General features: G+C 61.9%; 20 protein-coding genes and 1 pseudogene. 13 read left to right on the plus strand and 8 right to left on the minus strand.

From position 1 onward, the window contains the following. The first annotated feature begins 72 nt into the window (after positions 1-72). Entirely contained in the window at positions 73-1,110 is a 1,038-nt protein-coding gene (locus CAF70_RS15695) for a sterol desaturase family protein (RefSeq protein WP_085625607.1), read from the plus strand. A 33-nt stretch (positions 1,111-1,143) separates the two neighbouring features. Here CAF70_RS15695 and CAF70_RS15700 read toward each other — a convergent pair. The 4 genes and pseudogenes from CAF70_RS15700 to CAF70_RS15715 all read right to left on the minus strand — a co-directional run bounded on the left by CAF70_RS15700 (position 1,144) and on the right by CAF70_RS15715 (position 5,189). After that, a pseudogene (locus CAF70_RS15700) lies at positions 1,144-1,637 on the minus strand (hypothetical protein). A gap of 159 nt (positions 1,638-1,796) precedes the next feature. Next, positions 1,797-2,714, minus strand: a complete 918-nt coding sequence (locus tag CAF70_RS15705) for an amidohydrolase (protein ID WP_085625608.1) — start codon at positions 2,712-2,714, stop codon at positions 1,797-1,799. Between the two features lie 88 nt (positions 2,715-2,802). Beyond that, positions 2,803-4,131 (minus strand): MFS transporter, encoded by a 1,329-nt coding sequence (locus CAF70_RS15710; protein ID WP_085625609.1) that lies wholly within the window; start codon positions 4,129-4,131, stop codon positions 2,803-2,805. 80 nt (positions 4,132-4,211) lie between these two features. Further along, on the minus strand, positions 4,212-5,189 hold the full coding sequence (locus CAF70_RS15715; protein WP_085625610.1) for a hydroxyacid dehydrogenase: 978 nt from the start codon (positions 5,187-5,189) through the stop codon (positions 4,212-4,214). Positions 5,190-5,424: 235 nt separating this feature from the next. On the opposite strand from CAF70_RS15715, the gene CAF70_RS15720 reads away from it, so the two are divergent. Together CAF70_RS15720 and CAF70_RS15725 are read left to right on the plus strand one after the other, a co-directional pair. Beyond that, positions 5,425-6,102, plus strand: a complete 678-nt coding sequence (locus CAF70_RS15720) for an RraA family protein (protein ID WP_085625611.1) — start codon at positions 5,425-5,427, stop codon at positions 6,100-6,102. Between the two features lie 132 nt (positions 6,103-6,234). After that, entirely contained in the window at positions 6,235-7,416 is a 1,182-nt protein-coding gene (locus CAF70_RS15725; protein WP_085625660.1) for an MFS transporter, read from the plus strand. 4 nt (positions 7,417-7,420) lie between these two features. Here CAF70_RS15725 and CAF70_RS15730 read toward each other — a convergent pair whose 3' ends face one another. After that, positions 7,421-8,755: an MFS transporter gene (locus CAF70_RS15730; protein WP_085625612.1), complete on the minus strand. Its 1,335-nt coding sequence runs from the start codon at positions 8,753-8,755 to the stop codon at positions 7,421-7,423. A 46-nt stretch (positions 8,756-8,801) separates the two neighbouring features. Further along, positions 8,802-9,722: an SMP-30/gluconolactonase/LRE family protein gene (locus tag CAF70_RS15735; protein WP_085625613.1), complete on the minus strand. Its 921-nt coding sequence runs from the start codon at positions 9,720-9,722 to the stop codon at positions 8,802-8,804. 233 nt (positions 9,723-9,955) lie between these two features. Between CAF70_RS15735 and CAF70_RS15740 the strand changes: the two genes are divergently transcribed. Together CAF70_RS15740 and CAF70_RS15745 are read left to right on the plus strand one after the other, a co-directional pair. Continuing rightward, on the plus strand, positions 9,956-11,272 hold the full coding sequence (locus tag CAF70_RS15740) for an OprD family porin (RefSeq protein WP_085625614.1): 1,317 nt from the start codon (positions 9,956-9,958) through the stop codon (positions 11,270-11,272). A 250-nt stretch (positions 11,273-11,522) separates the two neighbouring features. Then, entirely contained in the window at positions 11,523-12,239 is a 717-nt protein-coding gene (locus tag CAF70_RS15745) for an IclR family transcriptional regulator (RefSeq protein WP_085625615.1), read from the plus strand. A gap of 526 nt (positions 12,240-12,765) precedes the next feature. Here CAF70_RS15745 and CAF70_RS15750 read toward each other — a convergent pair. After that, positions 12,766-13,125, minus strand: coding sequence for a cupin domain-containing protein (locus CAF70_RS15750; protein ID WP_085625616.1), 360 nt, complete (start codon positions 13,123-13,125; stop codon positions 12,766-12,768). Then, complete coding sequence (locus CAF70_RS15755) at positions 13,122-13,730, minus strand: GNAT family N-acetyltransferase (RefSeq protein ID WP_085625617.1); 609 nt, start codon at positions 13,728-13,730, stop codon at positions 13,122-13,124. Before CAF70_RS15755 ends, CAF70_RS15750 begins: the two co-directional genes overlap by 4 nt. Positions 13,731-14,629: 899 nt before the next feature. On the opposite strand from CAF70_RS15755, the gene CAF70_RS15760 reads away from it, so the two are divergent. From CAF70_RS15760 to CAF70_RS15795, 8 genes are all read left to right on the plus strand, one after another. Further along, positions 14,630-14,920, plus strand: a complete 291-nt coding sequence (locus CAF70_RS15760) for a hypothetical protein (protein ID WP_085625618.1) — start codon at positions 14,630-14,632, stop codon at positions 14,918-14,920. 11 nt (positions 14,921-14,931) lie between these two features. Next, the gene (locus CAF70_RS15765) at positions 14,932-15,564 is read left to right on the plus strand and encodes a hypothetical protein (protein WP_085625661.1); all 633 of its coding nucleotides are present in this window, start codon (positions 14,932-14,934) and stop codon (positions 15,562-15,564) included. A gap of 433 nt (positions 15,565-15,997) precedes the next feature. Next, positions 15,998-16,255 carry a hypothetical protein gene (locus CAF70_RS15770; RefSeq protein ID WP_085625619.1) on the plus strand — a complete coding sequence of 86 codons (258 nt, stop codon included), beginning with the start codon at positions 15,998-16,000 and terminating at the stop codon, positions 16,253-16,255. Between the two features lie 274 nt (positions 16,256-16,529). Continuing rightward, positions 16,530-17,105, plus strand: coding sequence for a hypothetical protein (locus CAF70_RS15775; protein WP_085625620.1), 576 nt, complete (start codon positions 16,530-16,532; stop codon positions 17,103-17,105). A gap of 437 nt (positions 17,106-17,542) precedes the next feature. Next, positions 17,543-18,025 carry a formate dehydrogenase subunit gamma gene (locus tag CAF70_RS15780; RefSeq protein ID WP_085625621.1) on the plus strand — a complete coding sequence of 161 codons (483 nt, stop codon included), beginning with the start codon at positions 17,543-17,545 and terminating at the stop codon, positions 18,023-18,025. Further along, positions 18,019-19,587: an NADH-quinone oxidoreductase subunit NuoF gene (locus CAF70_RS15785; RefSeq protein ID WP_085625622.1), complete on the plus strand. Its 1,569-nt coding sequence runs from the start codon at positions 18,019-18,021 to the stop codon at positions 19,585-19,587. Before CAF70_RS15780 ends, CAF70_RS15785 begins: the two co-directional genes overlap by 7 nt. Next, on the plus strand, positions 19,584-22,466 hold the full coding sequence (gene fdhF / locus CAF70_RS15790; protein ID WP_085625623.1) for a formate dehydrogenase subunit alpha: 2,883 nt from the start codon (positions 19,584-19,586) through the stop codon (positions 22,464-22,466). Before CAF70_RS15785 ends, fdhF begins: the two co-directional genes overlap by 4 nt. Then, entirely contained in the window at positions 22,463-22,666 is a 204-nt protein-coding gene (locus CAF70_RS15795) for a formate dehydrogenase subunit delta (protein WP_085625624.1), read from the plus strand. The genes fdhF and CAF70_RS15795 overlap by 4 nt, the downstream gene beginning before the upstream one ends. The last annotated feature ends 48 nt before the right edge of the window (positions 22,667-22,714 follow it).

The raw sequence follows: 22,714 nt of genomic DNA on the forward strand, positions 1-22,714 counted from the left end.
GGCATGAATAGAACCACTTGAGTAAATCAATCTGATTTACAATTGCGTCCCCTTTGCCGAGGCTGTCGTTTCGTGGATGCCCTGTCGCTTGTCTATGAGCACCTGACCGAGTGGGTGATCACGCCTGTCACCGACCAGTTTCTCGGCATTTTCAATATGAACGGCCGTTTCGGGGTCTTGTTCCTCTGTATCTCCTATGGCGTTGCCTATGGTCTGTTCCGCTTCAGGAAGCAGCGCGGCCTGAGCGACGCCCATTCCTTCTGGCGATTCATCGGCGGCGCCCGTGTACACCTGCATGCCTCGGCGCTGCTGGATTACCGCTACTACTTCGTGCGCGCCATTCTCAAGGTCGCGCTGGTGCTGCCCATCGTCCATCTGGTCGACCCTTACATCCTGCGCTCCGGCGATTACCTGGCCTTTTTCAGCAACCTCTGGGGTGCGCGCCCGCGCCTGGGCGAGAACCTTGCACTGTCCCTGCTCTACGGGTTGGGGGTGTTCCTGCTAAAGGACTTCATCCATTACTGGGAGCACCGGGCCTTTCACTCCCGCTGGCTCTGGGCCTTTCACAAAGTGCATCATTCGGCACCCGTGCTGGTGCCGGCGACAGCGAGCCGGGTGCATTTCGTGGAAAAGATCGTCGAGAAACTGAGTACCGGCATTGGCATCGGCTTCTACGCCGGTTGCTTCTGGTACCTTTGCGGCGGTGAAGTCAGCCGCTACACCCTGTTCGGCGTGACCTACCTGGTGTTCATCTTCAATAGCCTGGCGGCCAACCTGCGGCATAGTCATGTCTGGTTGTCGTTCGGTCCGCAGCTGGAACATGTGTTGAACAGCCCGGCCCAGCACCAGATCCATCACAGTGACGCCCCGCGCCATTTCAACCGTAACTTCGGCACCAACCTGTCCCTCTGGGACTGGATGTTCGGCACGCTCTATGTCACTACATCAACGCCCGAAAACATCCGCTTCGGCACCAGCGAACAGGACCACCAGCGTTACCTGACGGTCTATAGCCTGATCGTCACGCCCTTTGTCGAAACCGGCCGCAAGGTCCTGGTGAAGTGCCAGCGCAAGGCTGTGCTCGGCGCGTCCGGCAGGGCGGGTCGTTAGCTGATCCCGTGTTTGTTGCGAACGACTGACCGCTCAGGCGGGGAACTGGGCTTTCCAGTGCCTGGCAATCTCTTCGCGCCGGTAGACCCACACCCCGTCGTGGCCCTGCACGTAATCGAGAGAGCGCGCCAGCGCCATCGCACGACCAGGATGGCCACTGATCCGCCCATGCAGGCCCACGCTCATCATCTTCGGGTGGTGCGCGCCCTCCTGCCACAACAGGTCGAAAGCATCCTTTAGCATCCGGAAGAAGTCTTCACCGCGCCGAACAGCTCCAGAATGCGCCACACACCTGCGCGCGATCCGTATTCGTACATGCCCTCGACGCTCAGGTCCGGTTCCCTCACGCGCGGCGGGCGGCCCGGTAGTTCATGAAGCCAGGCCTCCGACTGTGCGTCGCCATTGAGCATGCATGACTCCGCGCCCTCTTCGATGTTGAGTACGAACTGGATCGCGACGCGCGCCCCACCGGGCCATCGCGGGTGGGGTGGGTTGCCGCCATAACCGATCAGGTTGCGAGCGGACATCAGCCCGGCTCGAAGGTCGTAACGGCGAACACACGTTCGTACCTTTAACACGAGTATTGATCCAGGCCGTTACGACGCCTGCAGGACATGTTCATCACCACAGATCTGAGTAGTTTCGTCATTCGTCCGATGTGGGCGACTTTTCGGTTTGGCAGATGATCAGAAGTCGTAGAGCTGAGCGGGGTTGTCGCGCAAGATCAGGGTCCGGGTTTGCTCCTTTGGAGCCCAGCGCATCAGCAGGTCAAGGATCAGCGCATCGTCGGGTTTCCGCTCGACGGCAAGCGTCGGGTGCGGCCAGTCGCTGCCCCATAGCATGCGGTCAGGGCGATGGCTGATCAGTGCAGTGGCGACTCGGCCGACGTCCTCGAACAGCGGTGCTCCGGTTTTCGAGCGAAGATAAGGTGCCGACAGCTTGATCCATGCCCGGTCGGTGTCCAGCAGCTGCACCAGTGCGGCGAAAGCCGGCGACGTCAGCGCTTCTGGCTGTGGTACATGGCCCATGTGGTCGATAACGATCTTGCCTGGCAAGGCCAGCAAGCGCGGGGCAACTTCGGGCAGCAGCGGCCCGGGAGCGACCTGTACGTTCCAGCCCAGTTCGCCGACCCGCGCGGCCAGGCTTTCCAGCCCATCGAGCGCCTGGCTGCCGACGCTCAGGTTGAAGCGGATACCACGCACTCCTGCCTGATGCAGTTCGGCAAGTTCTGCGTCGGTAATCGCATTGGACACAACCGCCACGCCCCGGGCATCGCCTCGGCTGCGCAACAAGCCATCGAGCATCACCCGGTTATCAGTGCCGTAGGTCGATGGCGTGACGATGACCATGCGGCGGATGCCCAGGCGCTGCTGCAACTTGCGGTAATCCTCCAGCGAGGCATCCGCCGGCAGCAGGGTAGCGCCGGGTGCGGCCGGGATGCGGCTGTCATAGAGGTGCATGTGGCAGTCGATGCTGCCTGCGGGCGGCGTCAGGCGCGGGTGCGCATCGCCCTTGCTGAAGGGCACGTCGGCCATGGCGCCCATGGAGGCGGCAGCACCCAGTGCACCGGTGGCCTGCAAGAACTGACGACGAGACAGCGTCATGGATATTCCTCGTATCTTGTTGTTGTGAAATGACGATGCCCACGTTCCTGAGGCAGGAAAGTGGGCATCGAAGTACGGCTTGCGCGGCTTATTTCGCGCTGACGGCGCCGGCTGTCTCAGCTTGCTCGCGCTGGCGCTTGCGGCCGATCACCAGTACAGCGATACCGGCCACGGTGCATAGTGCGGCCAATGGCATCAGTGCCAGGGAGTAGCTGCCGGTGGCATCGTGGATGGCGCCGTAGGCGTTGACCATGATGCCACCGCCGATCAGGTTGGCCATGGCGCCCACGGCTGCCAGCCCCGCAGCAGCGGTCGACGAAGACAGCCAGCCCGACACCAGTGCCCAGAACGGGCCTTTCATCGAGTACGCCCCCACCAGGACCATGGTCAGCATCACTACCGTCGCCGGCAGGGACGAGGTAAACAAGGTCATTAGCAGGCCCGCTGCGATCAGCAGCATGGTCATGGCCGTGTGCCAGCGACGCTCGCCGCTACGGTCGGAGCTGCGGCCCCAGATGATCATGAGCACCGAGGCGATGCCGTAAGGGATGGCATTCACGAGGCCGATTTCCATGGCGCTGAGACCAAAGGTTTTCAGCAACTGCGGGGCCCACACGCTCATTGTGCTGCCGGCGGCAGAAGCGCCCGAGTAGATCAGTGCCAGCACCCAGATGTCTTTGTGGCGTAGCAGCTTCCACAGCGAAATATGGCCGATGGCGGTCTTTTTCGAGGCTTCATCAGCCAGGCGCTTGGTGAGCCAGCCGCGTTGCTCGTCACTCAGCCACTTGGCCTGCTCGGGGCGGTCGGTAAGCACGAACAGGCAGGCGATGCCCAACAGTACGGCAGGAATGCCTTCGAGAATGAACAGCCAGTGCCAGCCACGCATGCCCATCCAGCCGTCCAGGTTCAGTAGCAGACCCGACAGTGGCGAGCCGATGAAGTTGGCGGCAGGGATCGCCACCATGAACAGCGCCACCATGCGTGCTCGGTAGGCAGACGGCAGCCAGTAGGTGAGGTACAGCAGCACGCCCGGGAAGAAACCGGCTTCGGCAGCGCCCAGCAGAAAGCGCATCACGTACAGAGAGTTTGCACCCTGAACGAAAGCCGTGCCTGCAGAGATCAGGCCCCAGGTGATCATGATGCGGGCTATCCAGATACGTGCCCCGTATCGCTGCATGGCCAGGTTGCTGGGTACTTCGACCAGGAAGTAGGCAAAGAAGAACAGGCTGCTGGCGAAGCCGAACACCTTGGCCGTGAGCTGCAGGTCCTCGTTCATCTGCAGGGAAGCCATGCCGATGTTGCCGCGGTCGATGATCGCGATCAGGTAGCAGACGATCAGAAAGGGCAGCAGTCGCCAGGCGATACGGCGCATGGTGCTGCGTTCGAGTTCATCCGGCAGCGATGTTGCTGAAGTCATGGTGCTCTCCAATTGTTTTTTTTCTGGAGTGACGCGTGTGGACGTGCCCCCGCTCACGAAGAGGCACGCGAGGGGTGCGATCAGCTGGCGAAGAGGTGGCGGTTGACCACGCAACGCGGGTCCAGAGCATTGCCCGCCCACACATCGAGAACCTGCTTCAGCGCTACCAGGCCTACCCGTTCGCGGGCCTCGGTGGTGTTGGCACCGACATGCGGCGTGGCGACCAGTGTCGGCAGACCCCACAGCGGGCTGTCGGCAGGCGGCGGCTCGGGGCTGAAGGTATCCAGGCCGGCACCGGCGATGCGGCGTTCGCTGAGCGCTTTTACCAGGGCGTTGGTGTCGATCAGCTCACCACGGGCCGTGTTGATCAGGATGGCGCCAGGGCGCATGCGCTCGAGCTGGGCAGCGCCAATCAGGTTGTGGTTGGTCTCGGTCAGCGGGCAGTGCAGGCTGATGATATCGCTTTCAGCCAGCAGGCGATCGAAATCCTCTTCACGTTCGACGTGCGGGCGCTCCGGCAGTTGCTTGAGGTAGGGGTCGAACACCTTGACCTTCATCCGCAGTGGGGCCACCAGGTCCATGAGGATGCTGCCGATCGAGCCCAGACCGATAAGCCCCAGGGTTTTGCCCGACAACTCCATGCCGTTGGCCGAGGATTTGTCCCAATGCCCGTCACGCATGCGCGCATCCAGCAGTGCGGTTTGACGTGCCACGCTGAACATCAGGGCGAAAGCCAGCTCGGCCACCGACTGGGCATTGGCGCCCAGGGCGATCGATACCGGGATGCTGCGGTCGGCGGCGGCCTGGAGATCGATGGTGTTGTAGCCCACGCCGTGCTTGGCGATCACTTTCAGGTTGGCTGAAGCGTCGATCATGGCGCGGGTCAGTTTGCCCTGGCGGACCACGATGGCATCGGGCTGTTCAGCGCGAATGATGGCTTCCAGTTCTTCGGCGGGCAGGTAGGGCGTGGTGGGGACGATCCTGACGCCCTGTTCGGCGGCAAGGTTCATGGCCTCGGCAGCAAGCTCAGGGCCGGTCAGCAGAATGGTACGGGACATCGTGGATACCTTGTTCTTGTCAGGGGGCGGTTCGGGCGCAGTCTGCCGCTCATTTGCGGCACTGGACTAAACCCTATCATAATGAAACGCTGTTGCAAGAAAATTAAAGTAGGTGTCATTAGGCCCCTAAAAAAGGCGTCAAAAATCAATTGCCATGTCTTTAATGAAATGACATTCTAAAAATAGATTCGGCAGCTGCCGGCGACATCGAATAAAACCAAGAGAGGTATGTCACATGAGCATTGGCTTCCAGGTGCTTGAGCGCACACGTAAAGTCGGTGATGAGTGGGTTGCACGTTATCGTGAGGTTCCGGTTGCCAACGTCAGCGATTCGATGAACCGGATGACTGCAGGTGGTGCCCGCCTGCGCCCCATGCATCGCGAAGGTGTGCTGTGCGGCCCGGCCTTGACAGTCAAGGCGCGCCCAGGTGACAACCTCATGCTGCATTACGCGATCGATATCGCTCAGCCGGGCGATGTGATCGTGGTCGATGCCGGTGGTGATCTGACCAACGCCCTGATCGGTGAAATGATGGTGGCTTACGCGGTCAAGCGTGGTTTGGCCGGTATCGTCATTAACGGCGCCATTCGCGATGCGGCCAACATCGGCGCGGGTGACTTCCCGTTGTTCGCTGCTGGCGTTTCGCACCGTGGCCCATACAAGGATGGCCCGGGCGAGATCAACGTGCCGATTGCCATTGATGGTATGGTGATCGAGCCGGGCGACCTGGTGATCGGTGATGACGATGGCCTGCTGTGCGTGCCTTACGACCACGTCGCTGAGGTCTATGCTCGCGCCACCGCCAAGCACACTGCCGAAACCGCACAGATGGAACACATTGCCCAAGGCACCAACGACCGTTCCTGGGTCCTGGAGTCCTTGAAGAAGAAAGGCTGCCTGCTGCCAGGCTGATCCAGCATGCGCTGCGCACCTTGCGATGGGGTGTGCAGCGGCTGTCGGGTTGGTGTCGGTCGCGGGTTCTATTGAGGATTCGCAGACTTGTCCGATACATCGTCACCGCATCGCAAACGTTGGCCCGCCGCCGTGCGGGCGCTCGCTCATCGCAACTTTCAGATCTATTTCGCCGGCCAGGGAGTTTCCACCCTGGGCAAGTGGGTTCAGCAGGTTGCACTGGCCTGGCTGGCCTATCATCTGACCGGCTCTGCCGTACTGCTGGGGCTGATCACCTTCCTTTCGCTCGCGCCGCAATTGCTCATCGGCCCGTTGGCGGGAGCCTGGATCGATCGGCATGACAAACGCCGGTTGCTGATCATCGTGCAACTTATCCTGATCGCGCAGTCGCTCGTGCTGGCGCTTGCAACCTGGCGTAACTGGGTCGATGGCCCGTTCATTGCTGCCATGGCATTGTTGCTTGGCTTGCTCAATGCCTTGGAAACCCCTCTGCGCCAAGCGCTGATTGGCAGTTTCGTCGACGACCCGGCCGACCTGCCGAACGCGCTGGTGCTCAATGCGATGTTGATCAATGCCGCACGGTTCGTCGGCCCGCCATTGGCCGGTGGGCTCATTGCCCTGGCCGGCGAGGCGGCCTGCTTCGCCCTTACTGCCGTGGCTTTCATGGCCTTGCTGGGTGGCTTGCTGAAAGTGCGCGGCATTGCCGGCCCGAAGGCCAGTGGCTCAACCGCGCAAGTGTTTCGCGAAGGGCTGTTGTACCTGTGGCAAACGCGCTACGTTCGCCAGCTGCTAGTCAACGTGATCATGGTCAACTTGTTGGCATCCTGCTACGCGGCACTGCTGCCGATCCTGGCCAGGGCCGTGTTCGCTGGCGATGCGCGGGTGCTTGGCTGGTTGTGGGGGGCGGCAGGCGCGGGCGCGTTCGTGGCCACGCTGGTGCTGGCGGTTGGCGGCGCATTGCCTCGCCTGCGCCAGTTCACCGATGCTGGGGCACTGCTATGCGCGGTTGCGCTGATCGGTTTGTGGATGGCGGGTGCGCTGCCACTGGCGTTGCTGGCGCTGGGCGTTCTGGGTTTCGGCATCACCCTGAGCAATGTCAGTACGAACATGCAGTTGCAAAGTGGCGCACCCAGCCATTTGCGTGGCCGGGTGATCGCTTTCTATATTGCCATGCGCTTCGGCTTCGAAGCTTTGGGCGGCATGGCGGCGGGGCTGGTCGCGGCCCGCTGGGGAGCGCCGGCGACCTTGGGGGTCGCCGGAGGGTTTCTGGTGATCGGGCTGTTGGGTCAATACGGCATGCGTCGCCGCCGCTGAGCGGTCAGATTGTCTGGCCTTGGCCGTGAGGCGCCTGCTGCTTGGCAGGGTCGCCCAGCCAGAGCATCAGGCAGGTGCCGACCAGCAGGATCGATGCAACAGCAAAGAACGGCATGCTGAAGCTATGAGTGGCGTCCTTGATCAGGCCGATCAGGAACGGGCCTGTGAAGCCGCCCAGGTTGCCGATCGAGACGATCATCGCCAGGCCGCCAGCGGCGGCGCGACCGGTCAGGAAGGTCGAAGGTATCGCCCAGAACGTGGCCTGGAATGACAGGATGCTCGCCACCGCCACGCACAGGCTGGCGATCTTCAACACCGGCTGGTCAAGCAGGGCGGCGGCCACCAGGGCCACGGCGGCCAATGCCAATGCACTGACCACATAGGGCAGGCGGTGACGGCTACGGTTGGCCAGCCGTGCCCACATCGTCATTGCCAGTGCCCCGAGCAGGTAGGGCAGGGCGACCACCAGGCCGACCGCGCCGCTATCGATGCCCAGGCCTTTGATGATCTGCGGCAGCCACATGCCTATGCCAATCGAGCCGACGATGCAGCAAAAGTTGATGGCCGCCAGGGTGAACACCTTGGGGTTGGTCAAGGCTGCGCGTAGCGTATTGCCATGAGATGCACCGATGGCCTGTTGTTCTTGGGACAGGCGCTGGTCAAGCCATGCTTTCTCTTGCGGGTTGAGCCATTTTGCCTTGGAAGGGGTATCGACCAGTACGAAGAGGCAAGCGATGCCAAGCAGCACGGCCGGCATCGACTCGGTGACCAGCAGCAGCTGCCAGTTCTTCAGGCCCAAAACTCCATGCTGTTCCATCAGCCAGCCGGACAGGGGCGAGCCGACGATGTTGGCCGCAGGAATGCCCAGCAGGAAGGCGGCAGTAGCTTTCGCCCGCCATTTGCCGGGGAACCAGTAGGTGAAGTACAGGTATACGCCGGGCGTGAAGCCCGCTTCGGCAAGCCCCAGCAAAAAGCGCGCAATGCTGAAACTGATTGGCCCGGTGGCGAACGCGGTGGCCATGGAGATCAGCCCCCAGGTGATCATGATTCGCGCAATCCACACCCGTGCGCCGAAGCGCTGCATCAGCAGGTTGCTGGGGATCTCGAACATGAAGTAGCCGAAGAAGAACAGGCCGGCTGCCCAGCCGAACATCGTCGCGGTAAGGCCCAGGTCCTGGTTCATGCTGATGGCGGCGAAGCCGACATTGGTGCGGTCGAGGTAGCTGATTACGTAGCAGATGAAGATGAACGGCACCAGGCGCCACAGCACGCGGCGCATCAGGCGTTCGCCCTCGGCGTCGCTGAGCGGCGCCTGGGCAGCGGGGGTTTCGTGGGTCATGTCGTCACTCTTTTGTAGTTGTTGTGTGCCCTGACAGGGGGCTGGTTCAGCTGTGGGAATACATTGGCAGCCCAGGCGCAGTGGTGCGCACCTGCAGAATGCTGCCGGTTTCGGATTCGGTGATGTACAGGGTCTGCCCGTCATTGCCGCCGAAGGCCAGGTTGGTGTTGCTGATGCCTGCGCAGGAGACGATGCGCTGCAATGGCTCAGCGACTTTCGACAGCTTCCATACCGAGCCGAAACCGGTATGGGCGATATACAGGTTGCTCTGTGCATCGAGGGCCAGGCCGTCGGGGCCGCCCAGCCCACCATGCAGCTGGGCGAAAACGCCCACCTTGCCGACGATCGAGCCGTTGCCCAACGGGATGCGCCAGATCTGTTGCGCGCGTGTCACTGCCACCAGCAGGTGGTTGAGGTGCGGGTCGTAGACGATGCCATTGGGGCTGGGAATGGTGCCAAGCAGGCAGGTCAGGTTGCCGGTGGCGTCGAGCTTGTACACGCGACCGCTGGCATCTTGCAGCCCGGTCTGGCCTTGGTCTGTGAAATACAGGTCACCGTTAGGTGCGAACACCAGGTCGTTGACGCCTTTGAAGCCTTCCGAACCAGCCGAGTCCAGCAGCGCTTCGAGAGCACCGGTATCCGGGTCGAGCACCATGATCCCGCGCTTGTAGTCGGTAATGAAGATGCGTCCATCCTGGTGAATCTTCAGGCCGTTCGGCCAGCCATCGTACTGACACACCAGTTCCCAATCGCCCTGCGGCGAGATGCGGAAAATTCGCCCGTTGGGGATGTCGGTCACGTAAAGGCGGCCTTGACGATCGAATGATGGGCCTTCGAGGAACGAGTCGATGGCACGGCCCTGGCGGTTGGCATTGGCCCAGGCGGTCGGGCGCGGGTCGCGGAAGCGGTCGGGCAGGCGGGTGAATACCGTGGTATCCACGGTCGGCGGGGCAGTAAAGAAGCTCATGGGCGCTCCTGTAGGGCCGGGGACGCCTGGGCGTCCGATTGTTGTTTGATGTATTTAATGCAACGACGTTGCAAAATAAAACAAAACCGGGCGAAGGGTGAAGCTGTTTTCTCGGTAAATTTCGATTTTCAGGCGTGTTTCGCACTGCCTGTTGACGAGGTTGCGATAATCTGCCTCCATATAAAGAAATGACGTTTCAAAATAATAACAACGATCCTTTTGGAGTCTCTTGCTTGAAATCCCTACCTTCCCTCTGCCGCATTGCCTTGGCAGCAGGCGGCAGCGTCATAGGCTTGTCTGCCCAGGCCGACCTGATCGGTGACAGCCACGCGAACTTGTCGATGCGCAATTTCTACTTCAACAGCGATAACCGCGACGGCACGGCGCAGCCCTCCAGAACCGAGGAGTGGGCGCAAGGCTTTCTACTCGACCTGCGCTCCGGTTATACCGACGGTGTGGTTGGTTTCGGCGTGGACGCCACGGCCATGCTGGGCCTTACGCTGGACAGCGGCAGAGGGCGGCATCAGGGCGGTAGCATGATTCCTTCCGATGGCGAAGGCGCGGCCGACCGCTGGAGCAGCGCCGGTGCCACCGCCAAGATGAAGATGAGCCAGACCGAGCTGCGCGTGGGGCAACTGATGCCCAGGTTGCCGGTACTGGTGGCCTCTGATGGCCGATTGCTGCCGCAGACATTCCAGGGCGTGCAATTGCAGAGCAAAGACATCAATAACCTCACGCTCATCGGCGGGGCGCTGAACCGCGCCAGGGGCCGGGCTTCGACCGACCTCACCGGCATGGCCGTAAGCGGCGGCACTCAGGAGAGTGATCGTTTCAACTTTGTCGGTGCCGATTACCGCGCCACCCATACGCTGCTGCTGCAGTATTACGCCGGGCAACTCGAAGACTACTACCTGCAACAGTTCACCGGCCTCAATCACACCCTGGCGTTGACCGATGACAGCTCGTTGACCACTGACCTGCGCTATTTCCGCACCCGTGCGGACGGTGCCAACGGCAGTAGCTCAGGGCGTAGCCAGGGCTATACCGTTGGTGGATACACCAACGGTAGCGACGGGGAAATCGACAATGACCTGTGGAGTGCGGCGTTCACCTACCGTTTGCGGGGCCACTCGCTGACCCTGGGTTACCAGAGTGTTTCCGACGATAGCAACTTCGTGCAGATCAACCAGGGTTCGATCGACAAGGGGGCTGGAGGCAGCAGCCTGTATCTGTGGACCGACAAGATGCTGCTCAGCTTCACGCGCGCGGGTGAGCGTACCGGGTTTGCCCAGTACGGCTATGACTTTGCTGCCAGCGGCATACCTGGGCTGAAGGCTTCGGTGATCTATTTGAAAGGCGACCACATCCAGGCAGCCGCAGGCGCCGAACAGTCGGAGTGGGAGCGGGACTTTTCGCTGGACTACGTGATCCAGGGCGGCACGCTCAAAGGGCTTGGCGTGGCCTGGCGCAACGGCAAATCGCACAGCGAGGCAGCGCGCAATGGTGACCAGAACCGCCTGATCATCAACTACACCCTGCCGCTGTTCTGAGCATCGGCCAGTACAGCGAACGGGAGCCGCATCGGCTGTAAAGTTCGCTGATTGCCAGGTCAGTGGATATTTGCCCATACGATTGCGATCAACCTCTAGCCAGCAGGCGCACATATATTGCCCTGCTGGCTTTTTTTTTCCTGGCACACACAGCGCATGCTACGTTGGCGGGGGCCGGCCGTTGTCGGATAATGAGGTTTTTCCGCCCTTGCGTACAGATTGAGGGCTTCGATCCTGTGAGGTTTTGCAAATGGTGAAAGCGCGGCCGCGTCCAGCGGTAAATGGTGTGGCATCGGCAGACCGTGTTTTGACCGTGCTGACCGCGTTTCAGATAGGCGACTCTGCGCTGAGCCTGGTTCAGCTGGTAGAACGTACCGGCCTCATCAAAAGCACGATCATGCGCTTGATGGTGTCTCTGGAAAACCATGGCTTCATCACGCGCATGGCTGACGGGCGTTATCAGCTAGCCAGCGAAGTCATGCGGTTGAACACGGTCTATCAAGAGGCGCTGGACCTCGAAAGGCATGTGATGCCACGTTTGCATGATTTGGCTGAAAAGTCAGGTGAGACCGCCTCCTTCTATGTGCGTCACGGTGCATATCGGATGTGTCAGTACCGTGTTAACTCTTCCCATCGACTTCGCCTCAATCTCCAACCCGGAGACATGCGTCCGATGGATGAAGCGGCAGGGGCACAGGCCTTGCGCGCGCCTTATCAAGTCGGCATTGCATTGCAGAAACCGTTCTACTCGAAGGGAGCCACCGACCCGCATGCGGCTTCAATGGCACTGCCCATCTACGGTGCGCAACAGGAACTGATGGGAGCCCTTGTAATTTCAGGGCCTGCGAGCCGTTTGACGGAGGAATATGCCGAAAGCCTCAAGATCATGTTCTTCGAAGCTGCACGTGATCTGATGCGAAGCCTGGGCTTCAAGCCTGCGTCATTGGAGCCCGAGTCGGTCCAATAGGTCGAGCGCACGCTCACTCAACCAAGGCCAACATGCCTGGTAGCTGCAGCTTTTTCCCTGAACAAACCTGGTCGGGGGTGAGTGGCTGTGCTGTCGCGTAGAACACTGAATTCGCAAGCGGTCCGCGTACCCTGTGGGCTTTAGCCGCGAAGCATCCAGCTCGGTGCATGGCATTGGCTGCGCCGGTATGGCTATTCGAATGTCGCTGGTTCCATGACACATCGAACGTCTGCAAGGGGACCCAAAGCTGCCGGTGAGCCGAACAGCAATATTGTGCAGGGCGCAGGTGCCGGGTACTTCGCGTACCGCTGTGGGAGCGGGCGCGCCCGCGAAGAATCCAATGCGGAGCCTGGCACCGGCTGCGCCGGTGTTCGCGGGCCCGCCCGCTCCCACAAAGTGCGCGTCGCACTCACGAAACCAATTTTTCAGCGTCGGCTATAGGGCAGTACCGGCCTCGTTGTCTGCAACGTCAACTCAGATCCAGACGTCATTCATAGCAGTTCGCTTACTTATGTTTCCCCCGTGCCTAGTTCGCGGGCAAGAGGATCACGAAGTTCTTTTTCATGTCTTCCAGTACGGTCCATTTGCCCTTGGCGCCCGGTTCGATAATGAACGTGTCGCCAGCGGCCAGTGTGACGGGGGCGTACCCCTCAAGCTCGATGACGCAGCATCCACTCAGTACATGGCAGAACTCCCACACTTTGTAGTCGATGCGCCACGCCCCGGTGCTGGCTTCCCATTCTCCGGAAATGCGACCTTGTTGTTCATCGTGATAGTACTTGGACGTCAGCGTATGAGGGTTACCTTCCACGACCTCTTCAAAAAAGGGAAGGTCGCGCACCGGTTGGATATCCAGTTCGCGGAACACGGTCAGTTTCTTGTTCATGGTGTTTTCTCGAACACGTTGTGGGTAGGGCGATACATCAAATAGGCTTCACCGGTTACGCCCAGCATCGGGTGCGGAACGATCTGGCAGGTTTTAACAATCTGAAAACCGTGACGTTCATAGAAGCGGCGTGCACCGTGGTTTTCTGCATAATCGATCAGGCATAGCCCATTCAGGCCGTAGTCCTCGGCGCGCTGCTGGGCGTGGCGAAGAAACTGGACGCCCAGCCCTTGGCTGCGCCAGGCCTCATCCAGGGCCAGGCTGGAGATGTACAGGGTGTCGGGTATTTCCATGTCGGAATAGGGCGCGAGCACCGGGTCTGTCTCGACAGGCCTGTCAGGGCTCTCGCGCAAGGCATAGCTATGCATCATGCCGATGACCCGCCCTTCGAAAGTGGCCATCAGGCAATTCTTGTAGGAAAAGTCGCCCTGTTCCCTGGCATAGCGAGACGCACCGACACTCAGCAATGCTTGTCCAGGTGCGGCAAGCTTGCTCCATATGTAATCGGCCATGCCCTCCGATGTCAGTTGAAAGAAGCGCGCAATATCGTGCGCGTCCGAGGCTTGAGCGGGTCTGAAGGCGATAGGCAAGTACAGTGCTCCCATGGGATCGGGTGGTCGGTTTTCAAGGATTACACCTTTGGCAGGGTGGCAGGGTAGGCGGGTTCAACGGTTGCCATCATGCTCTGGGCGAACACCTTCAGCACGGTGTGCGACGCTGCCCCCTGCTCAAAGGCACATGACCATCTGATGGCTCAGGCCTGAGGCATCGATCGTGCAGTTGCCGGAGGTGGTAGGCGAGAAGCGGGGTGACGTGGACTTCCATGGCGGAATGGCCGGACTCAGCGCAAGCCCGCTCCCAGAGGTAATGCACCTGGCTTGAGGCCAACGCAATCGAGGTGAGAGCAACGGTCTTGCTCAATTTCTAAAAGCTGGCGCGATCCCTGTGGGAGCGGGCGTGTCGAGGCGTCGAACCGCCGCGAACACGGGCGAAGCCCGTGCCATCCACCGCGTCGCCTGTTTCGCGGGCTTGCCCGCTCCCACAGGTACTGCGCATGGCTTGAGGTCAGCGCGGTCGGGTGGGAGCAACACTTGCTCCATCAGGTTGCCTCATTGCCTGTAGGAGCAGCCTGCGATGGGCTGCATGGCAGCCCCGTTTCCAGCACGGCCTTTACAGGTCAAAAGCGGACGCTCACTCAACCAAGGCCAGCCACGGCCAACGTGCCTGATAGCTGGCAGCTTTCTCCCTGAACAAGCCTTGCCGTGGGTTCAGCTCGTTCATCCTGATGAGAGCAGGTTTTGCCCTCGAATGGTCAGTCGGAAAAGGCCATGAAAGCGTTGGTTACATTGCTCTACGCCGTCCTGCGGTCAATCGGACCATAGTTCATGCGTGTTCCGTATCGCTGCCGTGAGCTGCTCGAGGTGCCGCTGGTCGCCCGGGCTCGGCAAACGGTAGATTTGATTCGGGTTTTGTACGATGATTTTCGTATTGGCAGGGATGAGCTATGAAATTCGGCTTCAGGGAGGCCCAGCGAGCGGTGATAGCGGCGCTTGAGTCAGGGGAGTATCAACACGTTTCACGCAGGGATATCGACGTAAAGAACCTGCTGGCTACAGGAGAAGTGTCAGCCGGCGAGGTTTCCGAAGTCGTTCGCTCATGTCGGGGTATCCATCACGTCAGCACCCCTCACCATGCCGTTGCAGCCATCGAGGTGCATGTGCTCCAACGGGAGGGTTGGTACATAAAGTTCTTTTTCATCGAGCCAGACACCTGGTTCATCAGCGTTCACCAGTGAGTACCCAGATCATGAAGATCTTTTTCGAAGGCGACAGAGGAAAAGCGCTTTGCGAGCATTGCCAGGCCGTGGTGCCCACGCACTATGCTCGCCGGGATGTGCCGTTTAGCGATGGCCAAGGGGTGGCCAAGGACATTCTGGTGGGGGTGTGCGCCCGTTGTGATGGTGTGGTCGCCATTCCATCGCAATCCACGCCGGCCATCCGGGAGGCGCGCAAGCAGCAGCTCAAGTCGATTGAGGCGCGTTTGCCGGCGGTCTATCTGGATGTGCTCGATGCAGCCATGCATGCGGTCAGTGATGAGGCAGGGGCCAATTTGCGCAAGTTGTTTCTTGCCCACTATTTCCAACAGTTGGTGCAGGCGCAGCAGTGTGGGCAATTGCATACGGCGCATCAAACGTTCCTTCAGGCGCTGGAGGAACAGCGAGAGCAGCGCGGGCTTGCGCGTTCCAATGCAACCCGGCGTTTGTCGATGAAGGTCAATCCGTACATGGCAGAGGACATGCTTGCGCTTCAGCAGCATACAGAGATGAACCAGACCGAATTGCTGAAGGCTGTGATCGCGCGTATTCAGGCGGATGTGCTGGAGAATCGGGATCAGGAGGTGATTCGAGCCTTGCAGCGACTGGCGCGGTTGGCGTTGTAGTGAGCATTTGAAAGAAGCACAGCCACCGCCAAGCGCTGTGCTTCACATTCGGATCTTGAGTCTTTTTGAAGAAACTCGTACCTGTTCCTACAAGAACTAATCAGATTTTTTCCCCTTCCTCGTAGTCCATTTCTGAATCATCCTTTTCAAGCCGTTTCACCATTGCGATGGAAACCTGAGCCCCCTAGTCTCGCCCTGTCGTTGCAAATTCAACGACCGGGTCTGCAAGCCTGGGGAAGTATCGAAAGCGTGCTCATCATCGAGCCGTTGGTGTGTGCCAATGGTTGTGCTTAATGGTGGCTGCGTACGGGTGACCTTCGGGTCAGCCGGGTTTTTCTCGATCTTCCCCGGTCTTGCAGGCCCGTACGCAGCCGCCACCCATTCTCTGCAAGGGATGGGGTGTGGTTTTCTCTCACGAAATCGAGATGTGACCATGCTCAAAATAGTCCCGGATCCACCCATTTTTTCTGACCCATCCCATCACCTGGAAGACACCCTGACCCAGGCCACGGAATACGTGCTCTGCGCCTTGTCCGTAGGCCATCACGCCATTGCCTCGCTCCCCAGATCTCCCGCCACGATCATGACCCTGGCGGTCGTGCATGAAATGGAGGCTGTGCGCACGCTGCTGGATTCGGCAATTGCGCAGGTGCAGCTCAGGGGCAGGCCACAGGTGCATACGTTGCATTGATTGGCTGACTATCAATTTTTGCCAGGCTGGGTGGTGTGATTTCCCTGCCAAGGCAGCGATGCGGGATCAATGTTGTGGGGGATGGCACGGGCTGCGCCCGTGTTCGCGGGTGAACCCGCTCCCACAGGATAGGGGGTAGCCCCAGATTCTACCTCCTGAGGGAAATCGCACTGGCTGGCGGATTCACAAGAGGGTGCGCTTGGCACCCTGCCAGTATTGTCTGGTTTTCCTGCAGGGGTTAGGTTGACGGGCTCTCTTCAAGGAAGATTACCCCATGAAACGGACCTTACCGCTGCTGTTCGCCTGCGCGCTTTTCCCCCTGCAAGCCTGGTCGGCGCTGGAAGTCGGGCAGTTCACCCTGGGCATGCCCAAGCCCCAGACCATGGCCATTCTGCAGCAGCAGTTCGGCGAGGTGAAGCAGTTCACCGGCTATCACTACCAGGTGCCCACCGAGTTCTTTCAGGGGCGCAACCCCAAGGGTAATTACAGCCTCGGCGGTATTGCCATCACGCAAGTGAAGGCGTCGTTCAACGAGGCCGACCAGCTTCGCCAGGTGGAGGTGCGGCTGGCCAGCACCGACGAGGCGCGGGTCCAGCAACTGTTGCCGATGACCAGGCAGGCCAGGCCTGTACCGAATAGCGGTGGCCGGTTCGAGGCGTTTTCCGCGGACGGCGAGCTGGTCTACTGGGTGTCCAAAGACCGGGACTGGACCGTGGTGACCATCGCCGACAAGGCCAGCTCGGAACAGAACATCAAGGCGCGAGCCAAGAGTGATGAACGCTTTGCCCAGCTGAACCGCAAGTTCGACAAGCTGATCGAGACGGCCGAGGCGGTGGAAGGCAAGCACTGATCGGCAAAGCCGGGCAGCTTTCAAGCCTTGCGCAGGCCTGTTCTCATGGAACGGCACATAATTCATTGAATCAGCAGGGCCATTGTGGGAGCGGGCAGGCCCGCGAACACCGGCGTAGCCGGTGCCATCTATTGCGCCGCCTGCTTCGCGGTCACGCTCGCTCCCATATGGGACGCGGACCACTTGCGAACTCGGCCCAATACGCGAAACCCGCGTCGGTTTCAGGATACGCCTGGTCGTTCGCACGCAACCCCTCGACGCCACAAATGCCATGCTTGCAGGATGCCTTCGGACCAGCGCGCACAGACGTGCGGCCGTGGGCAAGGAGGCCGCTGGCAGCACGCAACCGTGACGTGGCCGGCGCGCCGCAGCAGAACACGCCGGATACCTGCCCTCACAACAATTCAGGCAGGGTCCGTGACGCCGAGGTCCGCTGAATGCCTGATGAATTGCTCCACCTGCCTGTGATCCACCGCATCCTGGCCCGCGACAAGGATACCCCCGGCGCCCTGTTGCCGATCCTGCATGCCATTCAACACGACGTTGGCTATATTCCCGATGCCGCTGTCGCCGAAATTGCCCACGCCCTGAACCTCAGCCTTGCCGAGGTGCGCGGGGTGATCAGTTTCTACCATGATTTCCGCACCACGCCACCGGCGCGCCATACCCTGCGCCTGTGCCGCGCCGAGTCCTGCCAGAGCCGGGGCGCCGAGGCGCTGGCCGCGCAACTGCGCGAACAGCTGGCGCTGGACGACCACGGCACCAGCGCCGACGGCGCCATCAGCCTGCGCCCGGTGTACTGCCTGGGCGCCTGTGCCTGCTCGCCAGCGCTGGAACTCGACGGCCAGGTGCACGCGCGCCTTACCCCTGAGCGCCTGCGCGCGCTGGTCAATGCCTGCCGGGAGGACGCAGCATGCTGAAGCTGTATATCCCCTGCGACTCGGTAGCCCGCGCCGTGGGCGCCGACCAGGTCGCCGCTACCTTGCTGCGCGAGGCCGAGCGCCGCCAGCTGCCGCTGGACATCCAGCGCACCAGTTCCCGCGGGCTGTACTGGCTGGAGCCGTTGCTGGAATGCGACAGCGCGCAAGGGCGCCTGGGTTTCGGCCCGGTTACCCCGGAAGACGTGCCGTCCTTGCTCGACGCCTTGACCGTTGAGCCCGGTGAACCCGGCGGCCACTCGCTGGCGCTGGGGCCCGTCGAAGACATCCCTTACCTCAAGACCCAGCAGCGCCTGCTGTTCGCCCGCGCCGGCATTACCCGCCCATTGTCGCTGGACGACTACCGTGCCCATGGCGGCTTCGCCGGCCTGGAAGCGGCCGTGGCCCTGGACGGTGCCGAGGTGGTCGCCGCCGTGCTCGATTCCGGCTTGCGCGGTCGCGGCGGTGCAGCGTTCCCGGCCGGCATCAAGTGGCGCACCGTGCGTGACGCCGGAACCGGGCAGAAGTACGTGGTATGCAACGCCGACGAGGGTGACTCCGGTACCTTTGCCGACCGGATGCTGATGGAAGGTGACCCGTTCCTGCTGATCGAGGGCATGATCATTGCCGGCCTCGCCGTGGGTGCCGACAAGGGCTACATCTATGTGCGCTCGGAATACCCCGACGCCATCCGCGTGCTCGACCAGGCTTTCGCCATCGCCCGTGACGCTGGCTACCTCGGCAACGACGTGGCCGGTAGCGGCCAGGCCTTCGACCTGGAAGTGCGGGTCGGCGCCGGCGCCTATATCTGCGGCGAAGAAACCGCGCTGCTCGAATCCATCGAAGGCAAGCGCGGCATCGTCCGCGCCAAGCCTCCGCTGCCCGCACTGCAGGGCCTGTTCGGCCTGCCGACGCTGGTGCACAACGTACTCACCCTGGCCTCGGTACCCATCATCATGGCCAAGGGCGCGGCGTTCTATCGCGACTTCGGCATGGGCCGCTCGCTGGGCACCATGCCGTTCCAGCTGGCCGGCAACATCCGCCAGGGCGGCCTGGTGGAACGCGCCTTTGGCCTTACCCTGCGCGAACTGGTGGAAGGCTATGGCGGCGGCACGGCCAGTGGCAGGCCGCTGAAGGCCGCGCAGGTGGGTGGCCCGCTCGGTGCCTGGGTACCGCCCAGCCATTTCGACACGCCGCTGGACTATGAAGCCTTCGCTGCCATGGGCGCGATGCTCGGCCATGGTGGTGTGGTAGTGGCCGACGACACCTTGAACATGGCCAGCATGGCGCGCTTTGCCTTGCAGTTCTGTGCCGAAGAGTCCTGTGGCAAATGTACCCCGTGCCGCATCGGCTCGACCCGGGGCATGGAAGTGGTCGACCGGCTGATCGCCACCAGCGACCTGTCCGAGCGGCATGACCAGGCTCTGTTGCTGCGCGACCTGTGCGACACCATGCAATACGGGTCGCTGTGCGCCATGGGCGGCATGACCGCCTATCCGGTGGCCAGCGCCCTCAAGTACTTCCCTGCCGATTTCGGGCTGACCCACACGGAGGCCGCACAGTGATCAATTTTTTCGACCCCGCTTCTGATAAAAGCAGCGACCTCGGCACCCCGGCCCGTGACAGCGAGGTACAGGTCAGCCTGAGCATCGATGGCCGCGCCATCACCGTGCCCGCCGGCACCTCGGTGATGCGTGCCGCGGCCATGCTCGGCACCAGCATCCCCAAACTGTGCGCCACCGACAGCCTCGAAGCCTTCGGCTCATGCCGCATGTGCATGGTGGAAATCGAAGGCATGCGTGGCTACCCGGCATCCTGCACCACCCCGGTCAGCGAAGGTATGGTGGTGCACACCGAAACCCCGCGCCTGGCCGGTTTGCGCCGCAACGTGATGGAGCTGTACATCTCCGACCACCCGCTGGACTGCCTGACCTGTTCGGCCAACGGCAACTGCGAGCTGCAGACCGTGGCCGGCCAGGTGGGCCTGCGCGAGGTACGCTACGGCTATGACGGTGCCAACCACCTGGCCGAGAAGAAGGACGTATCCAACCCGTATTTCGACTACGAGCCGAGCAAGTGCATCGTCTGCAGCCGCTGCGTGCGTGCCTGCGAGGACATCCAGGGCACCTTCGCCCTGACCATCACCGGGCGCGGCTTCGAATCGCGGGTGGCGGCGGCGGGTGGTGAAAACTTCCTCGCCTCCGAGTGCGTGTCGTGCGGCGCCTGCGTGCAGGCCTGCCCGACCGCGACCCTGACCGAAAAGAGCCTGGTGCAGCTGGGCCAACCCGAGCGTGCGGTCATCACCACCTGCGCCTACTGCGGCGTCGGTTGCTCGTTCCGTGCCGAGATGAAGGGCGACCAGCTGGTGCGCATGGTCCCGGACAAGAACGGCGGCGCCAACCACGGCCACGCCTGCGTCAAGGGCCGCTTCGCCTGGGGCTACGCCACTCACCCGGACCGCATCACCAAACCGATGATCCGCAAGCGCCTGGAAGACCCATGGCAGGAAGTCAGCTGGGACGAGGCGGTGACCTACGCCGCCAGCGAGTTCCGCCGCATCCAGCTGAAGTACGGTCGCGACTCCATCGGTGGCATCACCTCCAGCCGCTGCACCAACGAAGAAGCCTACCTGGTGCAGAAACTGGTGCGCACGGCGTTCGGCAACAACAACGTGGATACCTGCGCACGGGTATGCCATTCGCCCACCGGCTACGGCCTGAAGCAGACCCTGGGTGAATCGGCCGGTACGCAAAGCTTCGACTCGGTGATGCAGGCCGACGTGGTGCTGGTGATCGGCGCCAACCCCACCGATGCCCACCCGGTATTCGGCTCGCAGCTCAAGCGCCGCCTGCGCCAGGGCGCGCGGCTGATCGTGATCGACCCGCGACGCATCGACCTGGTCGACTCGCCGCACGCTCGCGCCGAGCTGCACCTGCAACTGCGCCCCGGCACCAACGTGGCCATGCTCAACGCCCTGGCCCACGTGATCGTTACCGAAGGCCTGCTGGCCCAGCGCTTCATTGATGCCCGCTGCGAAACCGAGGATTTCGCCCGCTGGCGCGACTTCGTCAGCCTGGCGGAAAACGCCCCCGAAGTGCTTGGCCCGGTCTGCGGCGTGCCTGCCGAGCAGATCCGCGCCGCCGCCCGGCTGTATGCCACCGGCGGCAACGCGGCGATCTACTACGGCCTGGGCGTGACCGAGCACAGCCAGGGCAGCACCGCGGTGATGGGCATCGCCAACCTGGCCATGGCCACCGGCAACATCGGCCGGGAAGGGGTAGGGGTGAACCCGCTGCGCGGGCAGAATAATGTGCAGGGCTCATGCGACATGGGCTCGTTCCCTCACGAACTGCCCGGCTACCGGCACATTTCCAACGAGGGCGTGCGTGCCGAGTTCGAGCGTGCCTGGGGCGTGACCCTGCAGCCCGACCCGGGCCTGCGCATCCCCAACATGTTCGAGGCAGCGCTGGACGGCAGCTTCAAGGCCCTGTACTGCCAGGGCGAAGACATTGCCCAGAGCGACCCCAACACCCAGCACGTCACCGCGGCCCTGCTGGCCATGGAGTGCGTGGTGGTGCAGGACATCTTCCTCAATGAAACAGCCAAGTTCGCCCATGTGTTCCTGCCGGGCAGCTCGTTCCTGGAGAAGGACGGCACCTTCACCAACGCCGAGCGACGCATCTCGCGGGTGCGCAAGGTCATGGAGCCGCTGGCCGGCAAGGCCGACTGGGAGGCGACCGTGGCCCTGGCCAACGCCCTGGGCTACCCGATGAACTACCGTCATCCGTCCGAGATCATGGACGAGATCGCCCGCCTGACGCCTACCTTCCACCGTGTCAGCTACGCCGAGATCGACCGCCACGGCAGCCTGCAGTGGCCGTGCAACGACGCAGCGCCGGATGGCACGCCAACCATGCACATTGACCAGTTCGTGCGCGGCAAGGGGCGCTTCATGCTCACTGGCTACGTGCCCACCGAGGAGAAGGTCAACAACCGCTTCCCGCTGCTGCTGACCACCGGGCGCATCCTCAGCCAGTACAACGTCGGCGCCCAGACCCGGCGCACCGGCAACGTCGCCTGGCATGACGCCGACCGTCTGGAAATCCACCCCACCGACGCTGAAAGCCGTGGCATCCAGGATGGCGACTGGGTTGGCATTGGCAGCCGCGCCGGGCAGACGGTGCTGCGCGCCAAGGTCAGTGCGCGGGTAGCGCCAGGGGTGGTGTACACCACGTTCCACTTCCCCGAATCGGGGGCCAACGTGATTACCACCGACAACTCCGACTGGGCTACCAACTGCCCTGAGTACAAGGTGACGGCGGTGGAGGTGGTGAAGGTGTTCCAGCCTTCGCAGTGGCAGAAGCGTTACCAGGACTTCAGTGACGAGCAACGGCGTTTGCTGAAGGAGCGCCGTATTGTGGAGAAAACCGAGGTGCGCCGATGAGCGCTGAGAACCTGGTCAAGATGGCCAACCAGATTGCCCATTACTTCGACAGCGAGCCAGACCGGGCGCTGGCGGTGCAAGGGGTACGGCAGCATCTGCAAAGCTTCTGGACGCCGGCAATGCGCCGGCAGCTGGCGGAATGGGCCGAGGCCAATGCAGGGGAGGGGCTGGACCCGAAGGTGCGCGAGGCGTTGGCCTAGCTATCGGTACTGATTGGGGCTGCTGCGCAGCCCTTCGCGGGCATGCCC

Origin of the sequence: Pseudomonas sp. B19(2017), from assembly GCF_002113165.1 — a bacterium.
Classification (GTDB): Bacteria; Pseudomonadota; Gammaproteobacteria; order Pseudomonadales; family Pseudomonadaceae; genus Aquipseudomonas.

What these genes read in the sequence shown, in the direction of transcription:
- CAF70_RS15760 (WP_085625618.1), top strand. Translation starts at nt 14,630, where the DNA reads ATGAAATTCGGCTTCAGGGAGGCCCAGCGAGCGGTGATAGCGGCGCTT.
- CAF70_RS15770 (WP_085625619.1), top strand. Translation starts at nt 15,998, where the DNA reads ATGCTCAAAATAGTCCCGGATCCACCCATTTTTTCTGACCCATCCCAT.
- CAF70_RS15730 (WP_085625612.1), bottom strand. Translation starts at nt 8,755, where the DNA reads ATGACCCACGAAACCCCCGCTGCCCAGGCGCCGCTCAGCGACGCCGAG.
- CAF70_RS15765 (WP_085625661.1), top strand. Translation starts at nt 14,932, where the DNA reads ATGAAGATCTTTTTCGAAGGCGACAGAGGAAAAGCGCTTTGCGAGCAT.
- CAF70_RS15755 (WP_085625617.1), bottom strand. Translation starts at nt 13,730, where the DNA reads ATGGGAGCACTGTACTTGCCTATCGCCTTCAGACCCGCTCAAGCCTCG.
- CAF70_RS15720 (WP_085625611.1), top strand. Translation starts at nt 5,425, where the DNA reads ATGAGCATTGGCTTCCAGGTGCTTGAGCGCACACGTAAAGTCGGTGAT.
- CAF70_RS15735 (WP_085625613.1), bottom strand. Translation starts at nt 9,722, where the DNA reads ATGAGCTTCTTTACTGCCCCGCCGACCGTGGATACCACGGTATTCACC.
- CAF70_RS15750 (WP_085625616.1), bottom strand. Translation starts at nt 13,125, where the DNA reads ATGAACAAGAAACTGACCGTGTTCCGCGAACTGGATATCCAACCGGTG.
- CAF70_RS15795 (WP_085625624.1), top strand. Translation starts at nt 22,463, where the DNA reads ATGAGCGCTGAGAACCTGGTCAAGATGGCCAACCAGATTGCCCATTAC.
- CAF70_RS15780 (WP_085625621.1), top strand. Translation starts at nt 17,543, where the DNA reads ATGCCTGATGAATTGCTCCACCTGCCTGTGATCCACCGCATCCTGGCC.
- CAF70_RS15715 (WP_085625610.1), bottom strand. Translation starts at nt 5,189, where the DNA reads ATGTCCCGTACCATTCTGCTGACCGGCCCTGAGCTTGCTGCCGAGGCC.
- CAF70_RS15745 (WP_085625615.1), top strand. Translation starts at nt 11,523, where the DNA reads ATGGTGAAAGCGCGGCCGCGTCCAGCGGTAAATGGTGTGGCATCGGCA.
- CAF70_RS15785 (WP_085625622.1), top strand. Translation starts at nt 18,019, where the DNA reads ATGCTGAAGCTGTATATCCCCTGCGACTCGGTAGCCCGCGCCGTGGGC.
- CAF70_RS15710 (WP_085625609.1), bottom strand. Translation starts at nt 4,131, where the DNA reads ATGACTTCAGCAACATCGCTGCCGGATGAACTCGAACGCAGCACCATG.
- CAF70_RS15705 (WP_085625608.1), bottom strand. Translation starts at nt 2,714, where the DNA reads ATGACGCTGTCTCGTCGTCAGTTCTTGCAGGCCACCGGTGCACTGGGT.
- CAF70_RS15775 (WP_085625620.1), top strand. Translation starts at nt 16,530, where the DNA reads ATGAAACGGACCTTACCGCTGCTGTTCGCCTGCGCGCTTTTCCCCCTG.